General features: G+C 48.5%; 21 protein-coding genes. 12 read left to right on the plus strand and 9 right to left on the minus strand.

The genetic code is table 11. The features are described 5' to 3' along the window. Nucleotides 1–245 precede the first annotated feature (245 nt). Complete coding sequence (locus HQ865_RS23695; protein WP_173417288.1) at nt 246–1,109, minus strand: AraC family transcriptional regulator; 864 nt, start codon at nt 1,107–1,109, stop codon at nt 246–248. Nucleotides 1,110–1,300: 191 nt separating this feature from the next. On the opposite strand from HQ865_RS23695, the gene HQ865_RS23700 reads away from it, so the two are divergent. The 11 genes from HQ865_RS23700 to hisD all read left to right on the plus strand — a co-directional run bounded on the left by HQ865_RS23700 (nt 1,301) and on the right by hisD (nt 16,728). Continuing rightward, nucleotides 1,301–1,693 carry a RidA family protein gene (locus HQ865_RS23700; RefSeq protein WP_173417289.1) on the plus strand — a complete coding sequence of 131 codons (393 nt, stop codon included), beginning with the start codon at nt 1,301–1,303 and terminating at the stop codon, nt 1,691–1,693. Next, nucleotides 1,694–2,686 carry a 3-hydroxyacyl-CoA dehydrogenase family protein gene (locus HQ865_RS23705; RefSeq protein WP_173417290.1) on the plus strand — a complete coding sequence of 331 codons (993 nt, stop codon included), beginning with the start codon at nt 1,694–1,696 and terminating at the stop codon, nt 2,684–2,686. It begins immediately after the preceding gene. Between the two features lie 21 nt (nt 2,687–2,707). Then, on the plus strand, nt 2,708–4,012 hold the full coding sequence (locus HQ865_RS23710; protein WP_173417291.1) for an aspartate aminotransferase family protein: 1,305 nt from the start codon (nt 2,708–2,710) through the stop codon (nt 4,010–4,012). A gap of 21 nt (nt 4,013–4,033) precedes the next feature. Further along, on the plus strand, nt 4,034–4,975 hold the full coding sequence (locus tag HQ865_RS23715) for a 3-hydroxyacyl-CoA dehydrogenase NAD-binding domain-containing protein (protein WP_173417292.1): 942 nt from the start codon (nt 4,034–4,036) through the stop codon (nt 4,973–4,975). Beyond that, nucleotides 4,975–6,063: a dipeptidase gene (locus HQ865_RS23720; RefSeq protein ID WP_237073568.1), complete on the plus strand. Its 1,089-nt coding sequence runs from the start codon at nt 4,975–4,977 to the stop codon at nt 6,061–6,063. The genes HQ865_RS23715 and HQ865_RS23720 overlap by 1 nt, the downstream gene beginning before the upstream one ends. A 13-nt stretch (nt 6,064–6,076) precedes the next feature. Next, nucleotides 6,077–7,441 carry a neutral/alkaline non-lysosomal ceramidase N-terminal domain-containing protein gene (locus HQ865_RS23725; RefSeq protein ID WP_173417293.1) on the plus strand — a complete coding sequence of 455 codons (1,365 nt, stop codon included), beginning with the start codon at nt 6,077–6,079 and terminating at the stop codon, nt 7,439–7,441. Nucleotides 7,442–7,810: 369 nt separating this feature from the next. Beyond that, nucleotides 7,811–8,671: a fumarylacetoacetate hydrolase family protein gene (locus tag HQ865_RS23730; RefSeq protein ID WP_173417294.1), complete on the plus strand. Its 861-nt coding sequence runs from the start codon at nt 7,811–7,813 to the stop codon at nt 8,669–8,671. Nucleotides 8,672–8,687: 16 nt separating this feature from the next. Continuing rightward, complete coding sequence (locus tag HQ865_RS23735; RefSeq protein ID WP_173417295.1) at nt 8,688–9,827, plus strand: D-TA family PLP-dependent enzyme; 1,140 nt, start codon at nt 8,688–8,690, stop codon at nt 9,825–9,827. A gap of 45 nt (nt 9,828–9,872) precedes the next feature. Then, a complete protein-coding gene (locus HQ865_RS23740) occupies nt 9,873–12,797 on the plus strand; it encodes an FAD-binding and (Fe-S)-binding domain-containing protein (RefSeq protein ID WP_173417296.1) in 2,925 nt (974 codons plus the stop codon). Nucleotides 12,798–13,224: 427 nt separating this feature from the next. Continuing rightward, on the plus strand, nt 13,225–15,417 hold the full coding sequence (locus HQ865_RS23745; RefSeq protein WP_202020423.1) for an alpha-galactosidase: 2,193 nt from the start codon (nt 13,225–13,227) through the stop codon (nt 15,415–15,417). A 21-nt stretch (nt 15,418–15,438) separates the two neighbouring features. Next, a complete protein-coding gene (hisD, locus tag HQ865_RS23750; RefSeq protein ID WP_202020424.1) occupies nt 15,439–16,728 on the plus strand; it encodes a histidinol dehydrogenase in 1,290 nt (429 codons plus the stop codon). A 44-nt stretch (nt 16,729–16,772) separates the two neighbouring features. Here hisD and HQ865_RS23755 read toward each other — a convergent pair whose 3' ends face one another. Both HQ865_RS23755 and HQ865_RS23760 read right to left on the minus strand, forming a co-directional pair. After that, the gene (locus HQ865_RS23755) at nt 16,773–17,804 is read right to left on the minus strand and encodes a hypothetical protein (protein ID WP_173417297.1); all 1,032 of its coding nucleotides are present in this window, start codon (nt 17,802–17,804) and stop codon (nt 16,773–16,775) included. Between the two features lie 9 nt (nt 17,805–17,813). Then, the gene (locus HQ865_RS23760; protein WP_173417298.1) at nt 17,814–19,544 is read right to left on the minus strand and encodes an ArnT family glycosyltransferase; all 1,731 of its coding nucleotides are present in this window, start codon (nt 19,542–19,544) and stop codon (nt 17,814–17,816) included. 135 nt (nt 19,545–19,679) lie between these two features. Between HQ865_RS23760 and HQ865_RS23765 the strand changes: the two genes are divergently transcribed. After that, entirely contained in the window at nt 19,680–20,135 is a 456-nt protein-coding gene (locus HQ865_RS23765) for a DinB family protein (RefSeq protein WP_173417299.1), read from the plus strand. A gap of 1 nt (nt 20,136) precedes the next feature. Here HQ865_RS23765 and HQ865_RS23770 read toward each other — a convergent pair whose 3' ends face one another. The 6 genes from HQ865_RS23770 to HQ865_RS23795 all read right to left on the minus strand — a co-directional run bounded on the left by HQ865_RS23770 (nt 20,137) and on the right by HQ865_RS23795 (nt 24,598). Next, nucleotides 20,137–20,898: a hypothetical protein gene (locus tag HQ865_RS23770; protein ID WP_173417300.1), complete on the minus strand. Its 762-nt coding sequence runs from the start codon at nt 20,896–20,898 to the stop codon at nt 20,137–20,139. 250 nt (nt 20,899–21,148) lie between these two features. Beyond that, nucleotides 21,149–21,799, minus strand: coding sequence for a 4'-phosphopantetheinyl transferase family protein (locus HQ865_RS23775; RefSeq protein ID WP_173417301.1), 651 nt, complete (start codon nt 21,797–21,799; stop codon nt 21,149–21,151). After that, nucleotides 21,799–22,050, minus strand: a complete 252-nt coding sequence (locus tag HQ865_RS23780; RefSeq protein WP_173417302.1) for an acyl carrier protein — start codon at nt 22,048–22,050, stop codon at nt 21,799–21,801. The genes HQ865_RS23775 and HQ865_RS23780 overlap by 1 nt, the downstream gene beginning before the upstream one ends. Nucleotides 22,051–22,053: 3 nt before the next feature. Next, on the minus strand, nt 22,054–23,322 hold the full coding sequence (locus HQ865_RS23785; RefSeq protein ID WP_173417303.1) for a beta-ketoacyl-[acyl-carrier-protein] synthase family protein: 1,269 nt from the start codon (nt 23,320–23,322) through the stop codon (nt 22,054–22,056). Then, nucleotides 23,319–23,783, minus strand: a complete 465-nt coding sequence (locus HQ865_RS23790) for a 3-hydroxyacyl-ACP dehydratase FabZ family protein (protein WP_173417304.1) — start codon at nt 23,781–23,783, stop codon at nt 23,319–23,321. The genes HQ865_RS23785 and HQ865_RS23790 overlap by 4 nt, the downstream gene beginning before the upstream one ends. Nucleotides 23,784–23,797: 14 nt before the next feature. Further along, nucleotides 23,798–24,598, minus strand: coding sequence for an SDR family oxidoreductase (locus HQ865_RS23795; protein ID WP_173417305.1), 801 nt, complete (start codon nt 24,596–24,598; stop codon nt 23,798–23,800). Nucleotides 24,599–24,805 lie beyond the last annotated feature (207 nt).

Consider the following 24,805-nt stretch of genomic DNA (forward strand, 5'->3'; position numbering starts at 1 on the left):
GGGTTTATTGGATTTTCCCACCTTGTCATTTCGAACGAATCAGCGGCGGCGGTGCGTAAGGGATGAGGAGAAATCTTATGCGGTTAGTTTCAAGTGTGAAAGAGAATGCCTATCGTATAAGATTTCTCACCCTTTCCCAGCTGTTTCCTCCGCGTCAAGGGTTCGAAATGACAAGGTGCGTTGACACATCAAAATTACCAGCAGTTTAGCGTACTATCTACTACGAATTTGCTGATTACTAATACTTATACCCCAATCGTCTTCCTAAACTCCGTCGGGGTCATGTTTTTAAAGCGCTTAAACTGCCGGTTAAAATTGGCCAGGTTTTTAAAACCGCTTTCGTAGGCTATTTCCACAATATTATAGCCGTCATCAGCCAGCAGCTTGCAGGCATAGCCTATGCGTACGGTATTCAGGTATTCTACAAAGGTTACCCTGAAGTGGTCTTTAAAGAAGTTGCAAAATGTAGTTACCGCCATATTGGCTATCGAGGCTACTTCGGGCAGGGTGATCTCTTTATCGAAGTTGCGCATAATGTATTCGGTCACCTTGCCAAAGCGGTCGGATGCTTTTAACTCTACCTGCGTATAACCCGGGCTGGCCAGCAGTTCATATTCGGTAGAGGTAGCCAGGATATCAAATATTTCAAACAGGGCCGATAGCCGCATCAAGCCGCTCATGGTCACCATATTTTTCATCAGGGTGTTAATGCGGGTGCGGGTTTCGCCGTAATAGGCCAACCCTCTTGAAGATAATCGCAGGATATTCTTAAAATTCTCCATTTCAGGGATGCTTAAAAACTTTTCGCCTAAAAAGCTATCCATAAAATGGATCACAATGGCATCGGCCTGGTAATCCGCTTCGCCATTAATAAACTCGGGGTCATTTATCCAAACGTGAGGTATGCCCGATCCCATAAAAACCAGGTCATCATCGTTAAAATAACCAATATGATCGCCCACCATGCGGCGGCCGGTCGATTTTAAAACCAATACCAATTCAAATTCGGGATGGAAATGCCAGGGGCAGGGAAAGTACTTCCCCGTCTCGCGAAACACCACAAACGATTTATCAAAATCCTGCGGCAGCCTTTGTTCAATTGCCTTCATTCAATTATTAACTGGTTATTAATACAACATTAATGTATTTATTCTAAATAACCCAGATTGACGGCCTAATTGTGAAAGATAATATTAGTAATAGGTACGAAAGTAATAGTAAAGTACTACGCCCGGATTTACTTTTGATTTACAGGATAACAGGAATATTACACGGCTATTAACGCTAAATAAAAGGATATATGAATAAACAAAAGATCGTTCACCCCGACCGCCAGTCGGGTTTTGATACAGGCGCCTATTCAGATGGGGTACTGGTTGATGGCTTGCTGTTCCTTAGCGGCCAGGCATCGGTTGATTTTAAAACCTCCGAATTTGTTTTGGGGACGATAGAGGAAGAAACCACGCGCACACTGGATAACATTAAAGCCATTATCGGCGCTGCCGGCGCTACAATGGAGGATGTGGTGAAATGCACCGTCCACCTGGCCGATATCAACGATTTCGACCGTTATAACAAAGTTTACTCCACCTATTTTACCGGGATAAAGCCGGCCCGCACAACCGTGCAATCGGTACTGGCCGAAAGCTTGAAGGTGGAGATAGATTGCATTGTTAAAATACCAGCCAAATAAATGAGCATACTAAAAAATCCTGCGGATATTGAAGTTGGGGTAGTTGGGATTGGGCTGATGGGGAGCAGCATCATTGTATGCCTGCTGGCATCGGGCCACAGGGTTAAGGCTATCGCGCCTATCGGGGCCGATTTTGTGAATGCTAAAAAACGGATAAAAGACCAGCTGATCAATTGCGATCAGGCCGGCTTGCTGCCCAAAACCATCCCTCACTGCCTGGATATGCTGGAAATTAGCATGGACTATAACATCCTGGCCAATTGCGGCCTGGTGATGGAGTGCGTGATCGAAGACATCAACATTAAAAAGCAGGTTTATAAAAAGATAACCGATGTGGTTGCCGGTAATACAATCGTATCCAGCAATACATCGGCCATTGCCATCACCATTTTGCAAAAACTGGTGGCCGGGCCTGAAAGATTTATCGGTATACACTTTGCCGAGCCGGCCTACGCTACCCGTTTTTTGGAGATCACCTGCGGCGAAGTTACCGATACCAATTATGCCAACTGGGTATTTGCTTTGGCCCATTGCTGGGGAAAGGAGCCGACACTGCTCAGAAAAGATATTAAAGGCTTTATCACCAACCGCCTGATGTATGCCGTTTACCGCGAGATCTTCCACCTGATAGATAACGGCAAAACCAATATGGAGGATGCGGACAAGGCCTTCCGATATGATGTAGGATCGTGGATCACGCTGATGGGCTTGTTCAGGCGGATAGATTATTGCGGCTGGGAAGACCACGCGGTGATGTTTAAAAAGCTGTTCCCGCAATTATCAAACGCCGAATATGTACCCGAAGTAATGGGCGACATTGTAGCCCAAAACGGCCGCGGTATACAAAACTTAAACGGGCTGTATACTTACAGCCCCCGCGAGGCCAAAGATTGGGAAGAAGCATTCGCCGTGTTTAACGAGGAGATCTTCCGCCTGGCGGCATCGTACCCGGTTAGCTATTCCCGCAAAGAAAGAATATTAGTTTCATCCTAAAAAAAGACGTAGCGCTTATCAATGGAAATTAGAAAATATGACAAGTCTGCCCAATTATTAGAGCGGGCAAAAAAGGTTCTGGCTGGTGGTGTTTCTTCCGAATTCAGGAAGTATAACCACCCGCATGCCCTGTTTTATACGCATGGCAGTGGCAGCCGGGTGTATGATGTAGATGGCAACGAATATCTCGATTTCACCCTGAGCCAGGGCCCGCTGATCCTTGGCCACTCGCACCCTTACGTGATGCGGGCTATTACCGAATATTCGGCGCCGGGGCAGTTATATGCCGGGCAGCATATCCGCGAAATTGAACTGGCCGAAAAGATCAACCAACTGATCCCAGCTGCCGAGCTGATGCGTTTTTGTTTGGATGGTTCGGAGGCGGTGCATACGGCTTTCAGGGTAGCCCGCGCCAAAACCGGTAAGCAAAAATTCCTGCGTTTTGAGGGGCATTACCACGGCTGGCTGGATAACGTTTGCTGGGGCATCTCAACACCATCAGCAGAGGCATTGGGCAGCCGAGAAGAACCGGAGGTGTTCCCCTGGACGGCCGGCCTGGCCCAAAACACACGCGATGAATTTATTGTCATCCCATGGAACGATGCCGAACTGTTGCGGGAAACGGTAAAAAAAAACCATCACGAACTGGCCGCCATTATTACCGAACCGGTGATGTGCAATAACGGCTGCATTATGCCTAAAGACGGCTTCCTGCAAGCCATCCGGGCTTTATGTACCGAATATAACATGGCCTTTATACTGGATGAAGTGATCACCGGCTTCCGGCTTTCGCTGGGCGGCGCGCAGCAGTACTTCGGCATTAAGCCCGATATGGCCATTTTTGCCAAAGCCATAGCCAGCGGCTACCCCATCAGCGCCATTGTAGGCACCCGCGAATGGATGGGTTTGATCGAATCGGCAAAAGTGATCCATGCCGGCACCATGAACTCCAGCAATGCTACCGTAGCAGCAGCATTGGCAACCATAGAAGTTTTGGAAAAGGAAATGCCTTACGAGCAGATGTTCGCCCTTGGTAAAAAATTCATAGCCGGGCTGAAAGCCGCGGCCGAAAAAACGGGCCACAAAATGCTGGTACAAGGCCCGGGGCCGATGTTCAACATCGCCTTTACAGATGTTAATGAAATAGCCGATTACAGGGGTACTTTAGCTACGGATAAGGCTAAGCTAGGCAAATTTATTGCCGCCATGCATAACCGTGGCATCCGCATAATTGGCCGCGGCCTTTGCTATATTAGTGCTGCGCATACCGAAGCGGATATTGACCTGACCATTGACCAGGCTTACCAAGCCTTAAAGGAACTATAAACCTAAACAGATCCGAAAAAAATGAAAAAACTGATAAAACACACCGACCCGGTTTTGCTTGTTGGCGATGGCGAACTGATTGCCAGCGCCGCTGTTTGCCTGCTTACTGCCGGCCATACCCTTAATGTATGCACACAAAACGTAGCCGATTTTAACCTGCTGCTGAATAAGCACATCGACAGCCAGGGCAAAAACATCCCGCTTAGGGAAAAGCTGGCGGTAAGTGCTGTTTTAAAAGCCAACCGGGATTGTAGTTTAGTTATCGCCATCACCCACGAAGACGAGGAAAAAAAGAAAACCCTGCTGCAAAAACTGACCCCGCTTGTGAGGAAGGATGCCGTTGTGGCTATTAATACCGAAACCATTAGCCTTGAAGCATTGCAAAAGGGATTTGATAGGCCGGAACGGTTGATGGGCCTGAACTGGACCGAACCAGCGCATACCACTTTTTTCCTGGAGGTCATCGCTTCTGACGAGAGCGAGGAGATTGCAAAGGGTATCTCTATTTTGGCTAAATTGTTCTGGTCTAAGGATCCGTATTTGGTTAAGGGCGATGGTATCCGCAGTCGCCTGGTAAGCGCCATGGCAAGGGAGGCCTCCTTTTTGGTAGATAACGGCTACGCCTCGGTTGATGATATCGACCGTGCCTGCCGTAACGATGCCGGCTATTACTTGCCCTTTTGCGGTAACTGCCGCTATATGGATTTAATGGGCACCTACGCCTACGGCATGGTGATGAAGGACCTGAACCCCGACCTGTCAAAGGATACGCATATCCCCCGGTTTATGGATAAGGTATTGCAGGATGGCGGCATGGGCATGAAGAATAAAAAAGGCTTTTACACCTATACCGATGGCGAGGTGGAGCGCTGGCACGATACTATGGAGAAATTCAGCTACCAGATACGGGCCATTATTGAGAAATATCCGTTTAATTATAATAAAGAAACTTATACCGATTGATGATGCAGCGCCCCTTTATAGTTGATGCGCATTTAGATTTGGCCATGAACGCCCTTGAATGGAACCGGGACCTTTCGCAACCCCTGTCCGGCATCAGGCAGCGGGAAATGCACATGAAAGATAAACCCGACCGCGGTAAGGGAACTGTTTGCCTGCCAGAATTGCGAAAAGGCAGGGTTGGTTTGGTGGTTGCCACTCAGTTGGCCCGCTACACCCCGCCCGGCAGCGCCCTGCCCGGCTGGAACTCCCCGCAGCAGGCCTGGGCCATGACACAGGCCCAACTATGCTGGTACCGCGAAATGGAAAAATTGGGCGAGATGGTGCAGATTACCAACCTTACCCAGTTAGACGCGCATCTGGCACTTTGGGACAATACTACAATTGACGACGATAAAAAACCCATCGGCTATATCCTGAGTTTGGAGGGTGCCGATTCGCTGGTGGAGATAGATTATTTGCATACCGCTTATAGCTACGGTTTGCGCGCTTTGGGCTTATCGCATTTTGGCCCCGGCCGTTATGCGCCGGGAACCAAAATGCAGGGGCCACTCACCGCTAAAGGTGTGGAGTTGCTGAAAGAAATGAACTCCCTCAACATGATATTAGATGTAACCCACCTTACCGACGAGGGCTTCGACCAGGCGCTTGACCTGTATCATGGGCATATTTGGGCCAGCCATCATAACGTCAGGAAGATCGTTCCTAATCAACGCCAGTTAACCGACAATCAAATTAAGCGCCTGGTAGAACGCGGCGCGGTAATAGGTGGTATGCTGGATTGCTGGGCTATGGATATCCGCTTTATCGATACCGTATCCGACCCATGGCAGCTGGATATCCGCCTGGAGCATTTGGTTGACCATTGGGACCATATTTGCCAGATAGCGGGCAATACCGATCATATCGCCATCGGCAGCGACCTGGATGGTATCTTCGGTACCGAGCAGTCGCCCTGGGATATGAACTCCATTGCCGATCTGCAAAAGTACCAGTCGATACTTTCGCGCAGAGGGTATAGTGCCCGGGATATCGAAAACATATTCAGTAAAAATTGGCTGCGTTTTATCTGTAAAGCGTGGTCATCATAGCATATTCAGTTTTATGAATGATCAATTTTTAGCCGGCGCTGCCAATGTGGATATTACCCCGCCACTGGGTACTTATATCAACGGCGATTTTGTGGCCCACTACGCGCAATATATTCACGATCCGCTGCATGCGCGCGCCACTGTGTTTCAACATAGAGAAATGCTGGTGGCCATTGTTGTGGTTGATATCTGCGTAATGCCAAAAGATTTTGTTGACCGGGTGAAAGCTGAGATCAACAGGCAAACAGGCATCCTACCGGCCAATATGCTCATCTCCAGCACGCACACCCACGCGGCGGGTTCGGTGGCTTCGGTTTATCTGGGCGCTGCCGACCTGCAGTATATGCACAAACTGCCCGGCCTGATCGTTAAATCAGTACTGCTGGCTAAACAAAACCTGCGCCCGGCAAAATTGGCCTGGGGTAGTGTTGATGTTCCCGAACATGTGCTGTGCCGCCGTTACAGCATGCACCAGCCTTATAGGGCCAATAACCCCGTTAGCGGCAATGCTGATAAAATAAAAACCAACCCGTTCGACGGTGAAGACCTGATTGGCGAGGGCATTGCCAAAACCGATCCGCAGGTATCGTTTTTAGCCGTGAAGGGCATCGATGATGAATGGATCAGCGTAGTGGCTAATTACTCGCTGCATTATGTGGGCGATTGGGATAATGGTACCATCTCTGCCGACTACTTCGGTGAGTTTTCGCGCCAGCTGCAAGCCAAACTTAAGGCCGGCGACGGTTTTGTTGGCGCCATGAGCAACGGCACCAGCGGTAATATCAATATCTGGGATTTTTTAGGGGAAAAGGATTACCCCACCGGCAAATTCGAAAAAAGTAAGTTCATCGGCGGCGATATCGCTGAAAAGGTATATCAGCAATTGCAGCAAGCGGAATGGGATAGCAACCCATCTTTATCGGTGCAATACACGGAGATAGAACTTAAACTTCGCAAACCAACAGCTGCCGAACTGCAAAAAGCCGAAGCCGTAGTAATGGAAAGCAATTACGAGGGAATGAAGATCGATAACGAAACATTAGCCCGTTTGTATGCGCGTGAACAGGTTTTACTTAACGACCTGCCCGATACCCTGGATTTCCCGGTGCAGGCTATCCGGATAGGCAATGGTGTTATTGGTGGCCTTGCTGCCGAAATGTTTGCCGAGACTGGATTATGGCTCAAAGAACATTCGTCAGTGAAGGATTATTTTACCATCGGCCTGGCCAATGGCAATACCGGCTATATCCCGCCCCAGCATGAGTTTGAGAACGGCGGGTACGAAACCTGGCGCAGCCGTACCAGCAAGCTGGAAACAAATGCGGAAGCGGTGGTAAAAAATGAATTGTTATCGCTGATAAATAAATTAAGTAGGTAGGTACTTGCTAATAACATGTCGCACCTCCGGCGCTTGCCTTTGAAGATAGTCCCAGAGGGCAATGCCATTATTTAAGCGATTCGGTGCTCCTGTAGGAGCAAAATATTGGTAGCATCATGGCATAACCTCAGCAAGCGTGCCGTTAGGTACGCTATATTTATTCCGTACCTATGGCACGGGAGAGGTTAATTATGGTGGTTTTTCTACCAATATTTCACCCCGATGAGGTGTACACGCTCTTAAATAATGATATTGCCCGAAGGGGCGACATGTTATTGGTTCTAATACCGAAAAGACCATAGAACTCCGAAGGAGTGAAATGTTAAATATTAAACGCACAGATAAATTATACAAAACTGCTATACATAAATGAAACTATTCAGGTTTGGTGAACCGGGTAAAGAAAAACCGGGTGTCATCATTGGTGAGAAGAAATATGACGTATCATCCTTCGGGATGGATTTTGACGAGGACTTTTTTGGCGGCAACGGCATGGAAGAATTGTCGAAATTCCTGCTGAATAAAGAGGTAAGCCTACCGGTTGTTGGCGATGATGTACGTACTGGTCCGCCGGTAAAGCGGCCGGGTAAGATCATCTGCATCGGCTTAAACTTCAGGGACCATGCTAAGGAAACCAACGCGCCGATACCTGCCGAACCCATTGTTTTCTTCAAAGCCACCACAGCGCTTTGCGGACCGAATGACAATGTTATCATCCCCAAAAACAGTGTTAAAACCGATTGGGAAGTTGAACTGGCCGTAGTGGTAGGCAAAAAGGCGTCGTACGTAAAAGAGGCCGATGCGCACAAACACATAGCCGGTTATGTGTTGCATAATGATTACAGCGAACGCGAGTTTCAACTGGAGCGCGGCGGGCAATGGGTTAAGGGCAAAAGCTGCGATACCTTCGCGCCGCTTGGCCCGTTCATAGCTACGCCCGAAAAGGCCGGCAATGTAGATGATCTGAAGATGTGGCTAAAGGTTAACGGGCAGCTGATGCAAAGCAGCTCTACCAGTCAGCTGATATTTAAAGTGCCATTTTTAATTCATTACCTCAGCCAGTTTATGACGCTGATGCCAGGCGATATCATCAGTACCGGTACACCGCATGGCGTTGGGCTTGGCTTTAAGCCGCCCATCTATTTAAAGTCAGGCGATGTGGTGGAGCTGGGCATCGATAATTTAGGCACGTCCACGCAAAAGGCGGTGGCTTACACCCAACCCTGGTAACCCCTATATTTGAAACATGAACGAACAGGCAGATTGGTACCGGGTAAAAAATGTGCAGCAGGCAGATAGCCCCGCGCTGCTGCTTTATCACGAACGGGTGATCAATAACATTGAGCATTTAATAGCGATGGCCGGGAACCCGGATTTGTTGCGCCCGCATGTAAAGACCAATAAATCGGCCAGTGTTAGCCGCCTGATGATTGAACGTGGCATCACTAAATTTAAATGCGCCACCATTGCCGAAGCCGAAATGCTTGGCCAAAGCGGCGCTAAGGATGTGTTGCTGGCTTATCAGCCTAATAAAGCGAAGCTTGGGCGGTTTATAGAATTGATGGGCGCATATCCGGGCACAAAATATTCCTGTTTGATTGATAATATACAGACTGCGAGGATGATATCGGATATGGCGATTAATCATAGCCTGAATGTGTCTGTATTTATTGATCTCAACGTTGGTATGGATCGTACGGGTATAGTACCTGATGAGGCGTTAAAGTTATTTAACAGAATAGAAACACTCTCAGGTAACGAGACAGAGGAGTTTCCCGGTATCGCGTTTGCAGGTCTGCACGCTTACGACGGCCACATCGAAGATGAAAACATAGATGAGCGTATCGCCCATTGCGAGCGTGAATTTAAAGCTGTTGAACAACTGCGGAACGATATAAAGAGAATGGGTTATCCGTTCCCTTTACTCGTAGCGGGCGGCTCACCCACCTTTGCCATTCATGCCAAAAGAGCAAATACCGAATGCAGCCCCGGTACCTTTGTATTTTGGGATAAAAACTATCACGACCATATCCCCGAACAGCATTTTCTTTTTGCCGCGCTGGTGCTAACAAGAGTTGTTTCATTGCCGGCCGAAGATAAGATTTGCATCGATTTGGGTTATAAAGCCGTAGCCTGCGAAAAGCCATTGGCCGTGCGTGTATACTTTTTAAACGCGCCCGAATTGATGCCCTGCAGCCACAGCGAAGAGCATTTGGTGGTGCAAGCGCCCCAAGGCCATCCGTATAAAGTGGGCGATGTGCTTTACGCACTGCCCATGCATGTATGCCCAACGGTGGCCATGTATAACCAGGCGCATATTATTCGCAATGGTATGTTTACCGAAAAATGGGCCATTGATGCCCGCGGCCGCGAATTAAGTATTTAGCAAACCTTTTTAAATCAAAATAAATTATCCCGAGGTTTGTAAGGTATGCATCACCTGTCTGCTCAGTTTAAAACCATTGCCGGCCAAATCAACGGCGAGTTATACTTTGATGATTCGGCCCTGCACCAAACGCAGCTGCTGGCCTATTCTACCGATGCCTCTGTTTACCAGGAGAAACCCTTGGCCGTAGCCCTGCCCAAAAACAGCGAAGACGTGAAGGTGCTCATCAATTTCGCGCAGCAGCACCAGCTAACGCTGATACCCAGGGCGGCCGGTACATCGCTGGCCGGGCAGGTGGTGGGCAACGGCATTGTGGTTGATATCTCCAAATATTTTAACCGTGTAATTGAGGTAAACCAGGCAGAGAAATGGGTGAAGGTACAGCCCGGCGTCATTCGTGATGACCTGAACAACTATCTTAAGCCCTATGGGCTGATGTTCGGTCCCGAAACTTCGACAGCTAACCGCGCCATGATCGGCGGGATGGTGGGCAATAACTCCTGCGGCCTGCACAGCATTGTGTGGGGTTCCGTGCGCGACCATTTGATAGCGGCCAATGTAATATTGAGCGATGGCACCGAAGTGGTGCTGAATGCTAAAACCGATCCCTTGTCGCCTGGGGGCAATCCCCTTGAAAATAAGATCTACCAGCAGCTGATTGATCTGGTTTCAAATAACCAGGAACTAATCCGCAAAAACTATCCCAAGGCCAGCGTTACGCGTCGCAATAATGGTTACGCTTTGGATAGTTTGCTGCACATGCAGCCATTTAATGCCGATGGCCCCGAGTTTAATTTATGCCAGTTACTGGCCGGCTCTGAAGGTACGCTGGCTTTTGTTACCGAAGTAAAAATTGCCCTGCTCGATTTGCCGCCGGCCGAAACGGCGCTGATCTGCATCCATTGCAACTCTATACAGAAATCGCTTACGGCCAATATGATAGCCCTGAAGCATCAGCCCATGGCATCGGAACTGGTGGACAAGTTCATTATGGATTTTACCATCGGCCACCCCGAGTACGGCAAGAACCGCTTTTTTATCGAAGGCGATCCCGAAGCTATCCTGATGGTGGAGTTTATGGAACATACCCGGGAAGAGATAGAAGCGCGCTGCCAAAAACTGATCGGCGATTTGAAAGCCAATAATGCCGGGTACGCCTACCCGGTGCTGCACAATGCCGATACCAAATACGGCTGGGAGGTACGCAAGGCTGGCCTGGGTTTGCTGCGCAACATCAGTGGCGATAAGCAGCCCGTTAACCTGATAGAAGACTGTGCCGTAGCCCCCGAAGACCTGCCCGCTTACATTCACGATCTGCAGCAGTTGCTGGCCCGTAACGGCGTAAGCGCCTCCTACTATGCCCATGCCGGGGCAGGCGAACTGCACGTAGAACCGGTGCTCGATTTAAAGAGTGAAGAAGGTGTAAAACTGTTCCGCACTATATTGGCCGAGACGGTTGACCTGGTAAAAAAATACAACGGCTCCCTATCCGGCGAGCATGGCGACGGCCGCCTGCGCGGCGAGTTTATCCCGGCCCTGTTGGGTAACGAGGTTTACGAGTTGCTGAAGCAGGTAAAAAACATCTTCGACCCGAACCGGGTGTTTAATGCCGGTAAAATAACCGATACGCCCAAGCTGGAGGCAAACCTGCGTTACCAGGTGGGCAAACAACCCGCCCCTAAAAAAACAACGTTCGATTTTTCGGGCAAGGGCGGGATCCTGAAGTTGGCCGAAAAATGTTCGGGCAGCGGCGATTGCCGTAAGAGCGAGATTTCAGGTGGCGTGATGTGCCCCAGCTATATGGCTACCCGGCGCGAAAAGGATACCACCCGTGCCCGTGCTAATGTGCTGCGCCAGTTTTTAAGTAACGAGGCCGATGATCAGCCCTTCAATCACCAGGAGATAAAGGAGGTGATGGACCTGTGCCTAAGCTGCAAAGGTTGCAAGGCCGAGTGCCCATCAAGCGTGGACGTAGCCAAAATGAAGGCCGAGTTTTTGCAGCATTATTACGATCATAACGGCGTACCTTTCCGCGCAAAGCTGATCGGTAATTTTACCGGGCAAATGAAACTGGCCTCGGTATTTCCATGGGGATTTAACCTGCTTTACGGTACCCCTTTTTTACGCCGCATCGCCAATCATATCGTCGGGTTTCACCCAGACCGTACCATCCCTAAACTAAGCCCGGTTACCTTGCGAGACTGGCATAAAAAGAGAACTAAACCATCCGCGCAACCCCGTAAGGTGTATTTGTTTTGCGATGAGTTTACCAATTATAACGATACAGAAATTGGTAAAAAAGCTATCCAACTGCTGGAAGCTTTGGGTTATCAGGTAATTATCCCCAACCACGAAGAAAGTGGCCGCACCTGGTTATCAAAAGGCCTGGTGAAAAAAGCGGCTGGGATAGCCAATAAAAACATCAGCCTGTTAGCCGGATTGATCACCGCCAATGCTCCCCTGATCGGTATCGAACCATCGGCTATATTGACTTTCCGCGATGAGTATATCGACCTGGCTGATACCGCTAACTTTGAGAACGCGCTGAAGATCTCTAAAAACGTATTCACTATCGAGGAGTTTCTGAGCCGTGAAGCCAGCCGCGGACTGATCAGCGCTTCAAGCTTTACCTCCGAGTCAAAAGAAGTGGTGATACATGGGCATTGCTTCCAAAAGGCGCTATCTACCCAAAAAAGTATTACCGATACGCTCAGCATCCCGGCTAATTACAAAACCACGCTCATTCCATCGGGCTGTTGTGGTATGGCCGGTTCGTTCGGGTACGAGAAAGAGCATTACGAAGTATCGCTGCAAATTGGCGAACTGGTACTTTTTCCCACCCTGCGCAAAACTACCGCTGATACTATTATCGCCGCATCAGGTACTTCCTGCCGGCATCAGATTAAGGATGGTACGCAAAAGCACGCGCTGCACCCGGTAGAGATATTGTGGGATGCGCTGGTTAAATAGCAACCGCAGCCTTAGTTTTTCATGCCCCGGACACATTAAGGACAAGTGTGCTCCGGTAGGAGCAAAATATCGGTAGCGCAATGGTCTGATTATTCTTGCGTGCCTTTAGGTACGCTATATTCCGTACCTACGGCACGGAGGATTAGACTTCTAATTTTTTCTACCAATATTTCACCCCCATAGCGTGCCTGATCTCTAACTTAACGACACTGCTCGTCGGAATATTGAAATTTATAATTCAAAAAATATGGTAATAAGTAGTTCTTCCATAAAAAATAAACTGTTTAATCATGGGCGATCACCTCTGTGATCAATCCCCAACCAACTATGTAAAATAGTATCATAAATGCCTAATTTATAGATACCCCCACTGCTTGCCTCCTGTTAACTTTGTTAAGTTCAGTATGTAAAACCGGCTTAACTTTTTATGAGCGTAAATCCAGCTAAAATTTCCCGCGCTATCATTTGTTTCATGTTTTGTTGTTCCATCGCTATCGGGCAAACTAAAAAAGGCGCGATAACTGAATTGGCCGACCCTAAAGGCTGGGTGATCGAAACCAGATCTTCGGCCTACCAGTTGTACATCAACTCATCAAACAGCATCAGGCCGGTATTTTACGGATCGCGCGAGCAGGCCGAACAGCAAAAAAAGAACGCCCAATGGTTTGACGGTATTGAAGAGGTACCGGTGCGGGGCAACTTCCCTTTCAAAACCCCCGCGCTGGAAGTGATCTATGCGGATAACGTGCGCGATGCTGAACTGGAATATGTGAAAGGAGAAGTAATAGATATTGAGGGCAGGCAAACCCTGAAGATCACCCAAAAAGATAAATACTACCCGTTGGAGGTGACATCCTACATCCGCGTACTGCCCGAGTTTGATATCCTTGAAAAATGGATGGTGGTAAAAAACACAGGGACTAAAGGCAATATCAAAATAGAAAACGCGCAGTCGGGCAGCATTGTGCTCCCGGCTGATGAGTATATGCTTACGCACCTGGCGGGCAAGCAAATGAACGAATTTCAGCAGCAGCAAACCCTGCTTACACCTGGGTTAAAGGTGATCCAAAGCAAAGCTTTTAAGGCCAATTTTAACCCACCATGGTTTATGGTGCGACCTCAAAACGCGGCTAAAGATGCCGGGCCAGCCTGGTTCGGTTCGTTGCATTACAGCGGCAACTGGGATCTGACCTTCGATAAATCCATCGACGGGAACGTACAGATATTGGGCGGCATTAACTTTTGGGACAGCGCGTGGCAATTAGTGCCCGGCGCCAGTTTTGAAACGCCCAAGTTATCGGTAGGCTATACCAATGATGGCCCCGATGGCGCTGCTCAAAACATGGCGGCTTATGCCCGCAAAACCATCCTGCCGGCAAGGCACCGTAACGATTTGCGCCCCGTATTATACAACAACTGGGAAGCTACCTTTTATGCCGTTAACGAAGACCAACAACTGGAGCTGGCCAAAAAAGCAAAGGACATCGGCATTGAATTATTTGTAATAGATGATGGCTGGTTTAAGGGCCGCACCAGCTCTACCACCGGGTTGGGCGATTGGGAGGTAGATAAAACAAAATTCCCGAACGGCCTGGGGCCGATGATTAAAAAGATAAACGATATGGGCATGGATTTCGGTATCTGGATAGAGCCGGAAAGCCTGGTGCCCGCTGCCGAAGTTTATAAAAACCACCCCGATTGGGTTTTCGATATGCCACCCAACCGTACGCTGCCCATTACGCGCCGTTATTTGAATTTGGCTAAAGAGGATGTGTATCAGCATCTGCTGGAGGTATTGAGCAAACTGTTAGCCGAAAATAATATCAAATTTATTAAATGGGACCAAAACTCCTACCTGTCGGAAACCGGTTGGAAGAGCGCCCCGGTGGAGATACAGCGCGAAGTGCGTATCCGCTTTATGAAGAATGTTTACCGTTTGGTTGATGAACTTAAAAAGCGCTTCCCAAATGTTTGGTTTGAAAGCTGCGCCAGCGGCGGCGGCCGGGTTGACCTGGGTATGCTATCGCGTATGGACCAGGCCTGGGTAAGCGATGATACCAGTCCCCTGGACCGTATTTATATGCAATACGGTTACCTGTGGGCACTGCCTGCCAATACCATGGTAAGCTGGGTAACGGGAAACGCTGTGCATCAGTCTACTTCGCTCGATTTTAAATTTGATGTATCTATGGCCGGCGTACTGGCCGTGGGCGATGACCTGCGTAAATGGAATAGCGGGGATATGGCCACCGCGGCTAAAAAAATAGCCGAATACAAGGTGATCCGCCCATTGGTGCAACAGGGTACAGTTTACCATTTGGTATCGCCGTTTGAAGAGAACCGCTCGGCGCTGCAGTACTCTGATGCAACAACCAGATCGGCTGTCATCTGCTATAACATGGCCGAATACCTGATGGGCAGTCAGTATGGTTCAAGACAGGCAAGCACCTTGAAGTTAAAAGGCCTGAAAGCTGATCAAGCCTACATCATACAAAAAATTGAAGAACGCGATAAACCGGGCACAACCTACAAAGGCGCTTACCTGATGAATATAGGTATTGAATGGCCGGTTAAAGGCGCTAATAAAAGCCAGATACTGTTGGTAACCCCAAAGCAATAAAGACAAAGGATTTAATAAATTATGAAATACATTAAACAAGGAAAAAGCGATACCGAGCTAAAAGAAGCCGATGCGAAGGTTAAGGAAATTGTAAGCGGCATCATCAAAAACATCGAAGCCAATGGCGATGTGGCCGTAAGGGAACTATCAGAAAAATTTGATAAGTGGGCACCCGAAAGCTTCCGCTTAACCGAAGCGCAGATAGCCGAAATTGTGAGCGCCGTACCCGAACAAACCGTTAACGATATCAAATTCGCGCAGGCGCAGATCAAGAACTTCGCCACTAAGCAGCGCGCATCGATACAGGATATTGAGTATGAGACCCTGCCCGGCGTGTTCCTGGGGCATAAAAACATCCCGGTTAACAGCGCGGGTTGCTACATCCCCGGCGGCAGGTACCCAATGGTGGCCTCGGCGCACATGAGCATCCTCACCGCCAAGGTGGCGGGTGTAAAGCGGGTAATTGCCTGCACGCCTCCAATTAATGGCAAAGTGCCTGCGGCTACCATCTGCGCCATGCATTTGGCCGGGGCCGATGAGATTTACCTGTTAGGTGGTGTACAGGCGGTTTGCGCCATGGCCATCGGTACCGAAACCATACAGCCGGTGGATATTATTGTTGGTCCGGGTAATGCCTATGTAGCCGAGGCAAAAAAACAACTGTATGGCAGGGTAGGCATCGATTTGTTTGCCGGCCCTACCGAAGTGCTGGTGATAGCCGACGAAACATCCGATGCTGAAATTGTGGCTACAGACCTGTTAGGTCAGGCTGAACACGGCCCTACATCTCCCGCCTGCCTGATCACCACATCCGAACAACTGGCCAATGAAACGCTGGTGGAAATTGAAAAGCAATTGTTAGTGCTGCCGACGGCAGATATTGCCGGCGTAGCCTGGCGCGATAACGGATCGGTTATAGTTGTGGCCGATGAAAAGGAGGCTGTAGAAGTAGCCGATAAACTGGCTTACGAACACGTGGAAGTATTGACCAAAGACCCGAACTACTTCCTGCATAACATGACCAACTATGGCGCCCTGTTCCTTGGCCCGGAAACCAATGTGGCCTATGGCGATAAGGTGATCGGCACCAACCATACCCTACCCACCAATAAGGCCGCGCGCTATACCGGCGGCCTGTGGGTGGGTAAATTCCTGAAGAACTGTACCTACCAGCGCTGCACGCCGGAAGCGGGCGCTTTCATCGGCGGGTACTGTATGCGCCTGTGCGAAATAGAAGGCTTTATGGGCCACCGCGAACAAGCCGCCCTGCGCGTTCGCCGGTATGGGAAAAAGGAAGAAGTGGAAGCTTAATAATTAAAGTAAAAGAGGCCGGGAGTTTTCCTGGCCTCTTTGCTTTAATTATCCTTAAACCTCGCTATCGTCTTCCTTCCCAAATCATACGTTACCCTAAACACCTGCTGGCTGCTGCCGGTGCTTTCGGGGGTTTGGTGGAAACTGAATACAAACTGGCCTTTAATGTTTTTAAACAGGAATGGGGTATAGATGATATCTACCCGGTTATAGGTCTTTTTGCTGTAGTACGAGTCGCCGTAAACAATTTCGTGGCCCTGGCCGGCGTAAAACTCATCAAACAAGGCCAGTTTATGATAGCTTAGGTAAACGCTGGCCACAAAACCTTTTGGTATCTTAAAGCCATCTACCCCGCGCTGGCGCTCTAATGATATCATACCGCCGGCCTCAACCGAAAGTGAATCGAAGGTGGTTTGCTTGTGGCTGAAATCCATCCCTAAGCGTATTTGCGCGCCGCCGTTATCATTGATATGGTCGTTAGGTAAAAGCACTTCGGCGCCGGCATCGTGCAGCAGCAAAAAGTAATGCGAGATGTAGAAGTTGCCATCGGCCTTGGGTGTGTACTTACCCGATGCACCGAAGATGAACTGCTCGCGGTCGGTAACGGTTTGGCGGCTCACCCAATCCAGCCAAAAAGTTTCGTAACCGTGGTGGTTTTGGTATCGCGCCAGCAAGCCCTCCACATTGGGGCGAAAGTAGCGCAGCGTATCGTTTAACAGGGCGCGGGGATAGTTGCTTACCAAACCCTCGCGCGGGAAGGCGCCGGCATTAAATTGCCAGGCCGAACTTTTATACTGGTAATAAGCCACCGGGTCTACCTTACCGAAGAATGGTTTGGCGCCAAACTCGTGCAGGCCGTTTACGCCCACTACAAAGCTGTTAAGACTATCCAGGTTCAGGCCAAAATCCAGCGCGGTACGTGTGCCTGAGTAGGTGCGCGAGCGAGCTACAAACTCCTTATACTCGTGGTTATCTAAAAAGCCCAGTCCGTTAAAATGCACATCAAGCGTTTGGGCGCGGGTGGCAAGGGTGGCGGTAAAAAACAGGGCGATCAGCAGGTAATATCTTTTTATCATAGGGTGTAATTATTCAACGGTAAAACTAATGGGGCGGCTGTTCCTGCCGCCCGGGAATGGTGTGGTGCGCACCGAAAAAACCAGCTCGTACTTACCCTTTACAGTCGGCGCGTGAAACTCGAAATGGTAAGGAATACTTTGATGAGCCGGGATACTGATACTATCCTGCCGCGAACCGAAGCGCACGGGGAACAGTTCCTCCTCATCCTGTAAAAAAATGGCGGCTATCACCAGCTCGTGCGGGTAGCCCTGGTTCTTAAAGCTAATGGGCCAGTTGTACGGGTTGGTGATGGTGAGGTCTAAAGCCATGGCCTGTCCGGGTTTGGCCTTCATGTTTTTGGCATCGGTACGGATATCTACCTTTTGGAAGGTGCGTACGCTATCGATCCACATACTATGCCACATGCCACGGGTGGTGGGGAAGCTATCCAGCACCAGTCCCTTGCCATTAAAATCCATGGTGTACAGGGCGCGCTTGTGCTGCATGCTATCCTCAATGGGCCAGATATCAAATTGCGTGCGGCGGTAGGCACGGGCATCATAAGCAAAACCTTTTAGCGAATTGGTGTAATAGCTATACTTTGATGCCTCCTGGAAACCGCTGATAAAGATCACGTAATTATCGCCGGCCTTTTGCTTTAGTTGTTTAGCCCATTCGCGGTAGCCATAATAGCTTTGAAAGCGCGAACTGTTCTTAATAAAGGCAGGCGGGAAGATAAGTGATATCCGCAGCGCCATGACCAGCACAATATTAGCCACCGCCAGCGGGGCAAACCATTTGGGGGGCTCGCCTAATTGCTTAAAGCGGATCAGCACCAGCATCACCAGCGGCGCGAAGGCGATCAGCGTCCAGTGCGATTGTACCTCGCCTTTAAACGTGTTTAATAAAAAGAAGATCACCGTGCCGATGAAATTAACCAGCAGGCATCGGATAAAGGCATCCTTTATTTTAATGGTAAGCGCCACATAAAACAAAAACCAGCCGATGAGCGGCCCGGCCATCAGAATCTGTCCCGGGAAGTAAAGCACGGTGGTAATCGGTTCATAAACCTCGGCCGAGCGTTCGTACAAATGGTAACTGAGCGACGGATAATCGTGATGCATCTGCCACAGGATATGCGGGGTAAACAACGCGGCGGCAAGCACAACTATCAAATAAAAGCTTGGCCGCCTAAGCAGTTTGATGTTTGATAACAGGGTAAACCCAATGAGCAGTACCCCGTGATATTTGCTATAAAGTAAACCGGCAATAATTAATCCCAGCAGTAAGGCCCATTGCAACTTATCCTCGTCTGCATATTTTTGGTAGATAAAATAAAACAGCAGGGTAAAAAAGAACAACGGCACATCGGGCGTGGTGGTAAAACCATAAATGTGCAGGATGAGCAGACCGGGCACCACCAGTAAAAACCAGCGGGCCTCCACGGCATAGCGCTTCAGGATGAGCCAAAGCAGGTAGATGGACGCGCTGCTGGCCAAGATGGTCATCAGGCGAAGTCCTAACTCGTTATGTACCAGCATATCGCCCAGGCGGATGAAGATAGCTACCATCGGCGGGTGATCGTAGTAGCCCCAATCTAACAGGCGCGAGTAGATCCAGTAGTAAGCCTCGTCGGGGTGCAGTTCAAGCGTGTAGGCTTGTATAATATTGAAGATGGTCCAGCAAAGCAGGAAATACCAGATGGGTTTATCCGACCGATAAGAAGTATTTAGCGCGTTGTCCGGCATCCTGGTGCTCAAAAATTTTTGTAAAGGTATAATAAACGCCGTTAAGCCAAGCCTGTGCGAACGGAAATGACCATTACATGGAATTTTTAGACGCCAAAACGCTGCAAATAATTATGTTTGCAGCATACAAGCAAACCTTTACAAACCATGAGCCAGCAATTTGATACCATCCGTAACCCGCGTTTAACCATACTTGCCGCTATTGAGGGGCTTACTATCGAACAATTGAACACCGTTCCAGCAGGCTTCAATAACAATATTATCTGGAACCTGGGCCATATGGTGGCAGCCCAATGCGGTATTTGCTACAAACGTGCAGGACTTGCCCTGCCTATCGACGAGGCTTTTTTCGATACCTACAAACCCGGCAGCAAACCCGAAAGGTTTTTTACGGCCGAAGAATTTGAGCAAATAAAAACCCTGCTAACCACAAGTACCAATACTTTAGAAGCCGATCTGCAAAAGGATATCTGGGGTAATTACCCAACCTGGACAACCCGTTATGGTGTAGAGATACATAATATCCAGGATGCTATAGCCTTTTTACCTTTTCATGAGGGCCTGCACATTGGTGCCATTATCGCGCTGAAAAAACTGGTTTAAATTATCGCTTTATCGCATATCCCAGCCCGATGTTCAGCGATACAAACACCGCGCTTTGCTTGCCGGCAGGGCCGTTATTTAGGGTATAGTTATCATCTATCTTCCATTTAGAATTGGTTGCCTGCAGGTAATAGCCCACCCGTACGCCAATAGGGATATTGCGTTGTATAGTATAGCAATCCATTTGCTTAGGTTTTAGCTTGATGACATAATCAAACCCGCCACCAAGTTCGAAACCAAGGTTCGGGTTCCAAAGTGTTTTGCTTGCGGTAACGTTGGTTAATTCGTTAGAAAAATCGGCTGTGCTTTGCGTGCGGTTATCATCCTGTATGCGCAGCATGGCTTCGGATAGGTTTAAGCCGATAAAGGGATATAGCCTTACGTTTTCACTATTCGAAAAATTATAACCTGCGCGGGTGTAAAACTGGAACTGGTTGTATTTGGCCCGGATCCCGTTTGATGGATTACGATCGCCGGTGGAGGTGAATGAGCCGCCCAAACCATCTTCAAACAGCCAGTTTTTATGTACATGGCTCATGCTTAAATTCAGCCACATATTATTTTCGGGCAGGGATGGGATGGCGTTTTTATTCAGTATGGCATTCAGATCTCCCAGCTTACCTGGGCGATAGGTTACCTGGATCTGCGCAGCACCGGCAATATCGCGCCGGCCAAACCAGCCGTGGTGTTTGGCGGTATCGGTTTGTGCATGAGCGGCGGTTAACATAGCCAGGGCGCATAGGGTTAATGTCAGTTTTTTCATAAACAATGTTTTAAGTGGTACTATTGGTTAATTAAAAGCTTTAACGTTTTGTTTTAATTAATGATATGTACGAGGAGGAGATTAAATAGGTTTGCGTGGTGCTGTTTATCGGTTGGTACTGTTATTAATGGTAGTCTGCGCATAGCCGGACCGACGTAAATACAGCACTAACTAAACATAAAAGCACAAACCAGACGTATGTAGAGATTGTCCTCGTTCCTCACGATGACATTATGGTTGATACGGTTCTTTATACCACCGCATAGCCTACCCATTCCCCATGATGCGATAAAGAAACCATTGCACCAGTATTCTTTCCCTTAGCGGTAATGAACGGATAACCGGAAGAGCTTTTTTCTACGCTATAATTTTTGTTGTAAGACAGTAAAGGATCTGCCAGCAAGAATTGGCGAACTGCGGATGATTGCGTTTGCGGATCGGTGGTATCGATACGTTTTATACCCCAATGGATATTCCTGAGATCAGGATTAAACGAAGCTACGGTATGCAACACTTCATCACCATAAATTATTGAGCGGGAGTAAAGCGTTTGATTTTGAAAAGAGATCGTCGCCCTGAAGCTGGCGTCATCATCAAAGCCGGTACTGACAATATTTACAGGAATGGCAGGTGAGGCTTTGACGGGTGTGTCTAAGCTAATAACAACCGTTTTAACAGGAGAGAAAACCAGATCGGGCTGCAATCTTTGCAGGCATTTGTACGCCGCCTCCTTAACCGACCATAACAGCCATACAAATTGTTCAAGCGGGATATGGCTGAGATTAGCGTAGTATAATTGCTGTTCTGTTTCGGCTAATATTTTTTTGTAGAACCGCGGGTTACGGGTACGGGCAGTATCAATAGTATTTAAAGCAATAATATCGTTGCCGATGCTGTTCATCAGGCATTTAAACGCTCGGCAATCACATCGATACAACTGCCTACGTTTATCATTTTTTCGGCATCGTCATAATCAATTTCCACGTTGTATTTTTCTTCAGCGTCGATAATAATATCTACCAGGTTAGCCGAATTAATCTTCAGGTCCTTTATCAGGTCGGTGTTTTCGTTTATGCCGGCCAGTTGTTCTTTATCAAGGGTATAAGGTGCCAGTATTTTTTTTAGTTCGTCTAAAATTTCTGCTCTGTTCATTTGTTATTTATATTTTGAAAATATTAAACAGCTGTTAACATCTCCAAATCCAAAATTAGCCTTTGCTAATATATTAATATCTTTCTTAATCGTTGTTAATGGTATACAATCCTCAGCTATCAATTGTGTTATCCCGGGGTTCGGATCTTCGAGGTTGATATTTGGGTGGGCAAAGTTATGCTTTATTTGCAATATCGCCGCCACCGATTCTATCGACCCTGCCGCGCTCAAACAATGCCCTATCATTGATTTTAGGGAATTGATAAGTGGAAAATCCTTGCCGTTACGCCCTAAAGCCGTCGCCCAGTTCTGTACTTCCTGCTTATCGGCCATGGTAGCGGTTAAATGCCCGCTTACCAAATCTATATCATCCCGATGAATACCAGATGAAATTACCGCATCATCAATGCATTTTATTACTCCCGCAGGGTTTGGGGCCGTCATGCTGCCGCCGCCTCGCTGCCCGCCGCTGTTGCTGCTGCCGCCTAAAACCTCGGCGTAAATGGTGGCGCCGCGTTCAAGGGCCATATCCAGGTCTTCCAGTATCAAAGCCCCCGAACCCGATCCCGGCACAAAGCCACCGGCAGTAGCGCTCATGGGACGCGACGCTTTTTCGGGCGCGTCATTAAATTTGCGCGAAAGCACCCGCATACTGTCGAAAGCGCCATAAACGTATGGGTCAACATATTCGCTGCTGCCCACCAGCATACGGTTGGCCTGGCCTTGTTTTATGTATTGATAGCCCATTAAAATAGCCTGCGTACCCGTTGCGCAAGCCACCGAGTTGGTAGTGATCATATTGCCCAAACCCAACCGGCCGGCTATATAGCTGGTCACCCCGCTGTTCATGGCCTGCTCTACCACCCGCGATCCCAGTTTGCGGGCCTCTCTATTATCTACCCGGATGATCACGTTCTTCATAGCCTCGGTATCGGCCACGCTGTTACCGAAGATGCAGCCCGTATCCCAGCGCGGTTCGTCGGTATCGTAAGGCAAACCGGCATCGGCCCAGGCATCAAGTGCGGCAGTTATCCCGTAGCCAATATTAGTGCCTTTTAACCCGTGAAAGGTAACTTCGGATATGTATTTCTTCAAGCTATCCCATTCAAAATCGGGCACTCCGGCCACCTGGCAACTAAAGTTAAGTTCCTGGTATAGCGGCACAAATTTCACGCCCGAAATGCCGTTCTGTATCGCATTAAGGAACGCAGGCACCCCAACGCCGTTTGGCGATACCACCCCTATACCGGTAACAACTACGCGCCTGCTCATTTTTTAAAACCGTCTACATGCTTAATTATTCCGCTGAACATACCCCGCGCTACCAGCTCGCCGGTTTCATCCAGCAGTTCTACATAGCACTTCAGCTTACCAAAACGGAAGTACTGCTTTTTTGATACCACCGTTACCTTTTGCCCTGGCAGCACCATTTTAAAGAACGATACATCGGTTGAGGTTAATAACGGGAACAAGTCGCTCTCATCGCCCAAATCCAAATTAGCATCCTTCAATATCAAAAATATACCCATTACCACCAGGCCTATCTGCGCCATAATTTCGGTAATGATCACGCCCGGCGTTACCGGGTTGCCGGCAAAATGATCTTCGTAAAAAAAGGCGTCTTCCTTCAACGTAAAATCGCCGATCACTTCATCCTCCGTCAGGCGGGATATATTATCTACAAAACGGAAAGACGATTTATAGGGCAGATGGTTTAATATACTGTTCTTCATTCGGTTTCGTAAAATTACCGGCAGTGTTCGCCGCCGTCAACGTGTATCAGGCTGCCGTTTATCCAGGCGGCCTCGTCGGTACATAATAAATAAATTACCCCGGCTACGTCGCGCGGTTCGGTCATGCGTTGTAAGGGGTTGCGGGTTTGGGCTATCTCTACCAGTTTTTCGCTACCCGGTATTCTTTGCAGGGCGGCCGTATTGGTAATACCAGCCTGTATCAAATTAGTTTTGATACCAAAAGGCGCGAACTCCACTGCCATATAGGTAACCAAACTTTGCAGCGATGCTTTGGCAATGGCAACCGCGGCATAGGCATCCCAATGCTTATCGGCACCCTCGCTGGTAAGGCCGATAATACGGGCATCAGCATGAAATAAGCCGGCGTCGAGCAGGTCGCGTGTCCAATCGAGCAGGCTGTTGCTCATGGCGTAGCTGGTGAGTTGGATATCCTCGGTAGTTAACAGGGCTTCATTCTTTTGGGTTGATACCAGGGGTTTCAGGTTACCACGGGCAACCGAATGCATCAGCAGTTTTACCTTACCTTTTTTATCGGCAACAAAATCGGTCATAAAGCTTTGGCGCGATGCGGCATCCAATACATTAAGGTTAAAGGGTAATACCTCAACGCCGTTTTTGGCGGCTACTTCAACCAATGTGGCAACCGTTTTTTTGGCCATGGCTGATGGCTCGCGGTACAACACGGCAATATTCATCCCGTGCGCTGCCAGCTTTTCAACGGCGGCAAAACCAAAGCCGCTTGATCCGCCCAGTATTACTGCCCATAAGCCCGAAAAAGGTAAGTGTTTATCCACCCGGTAGCTGTTTTTGTATGTCTGATAGACTTATCCCTACATAATTATTGGAGGTATCGGGGGTTTGAATCCCTTCCTCTCCACTATTTTTAAAAGTATATGTTGGGCTCAGTCGTTTTAAACCTTATCAATTAAATACCCTCAAAATAAACAAAATTAATTGAATACCCGGGGTAAATATATTTCAGGATATTAAATCAATTATGC

The sequence above is a fragment of the Mucilaginibacter mali genome (assembly GCF_013283875.1).
GTDB lineage: Bacteria > Bacteroidota > Bacteroidia > Sphingobacteriales > Sphingobacteriaceae > Mucilaginibacter > Mucilaginibacter mali.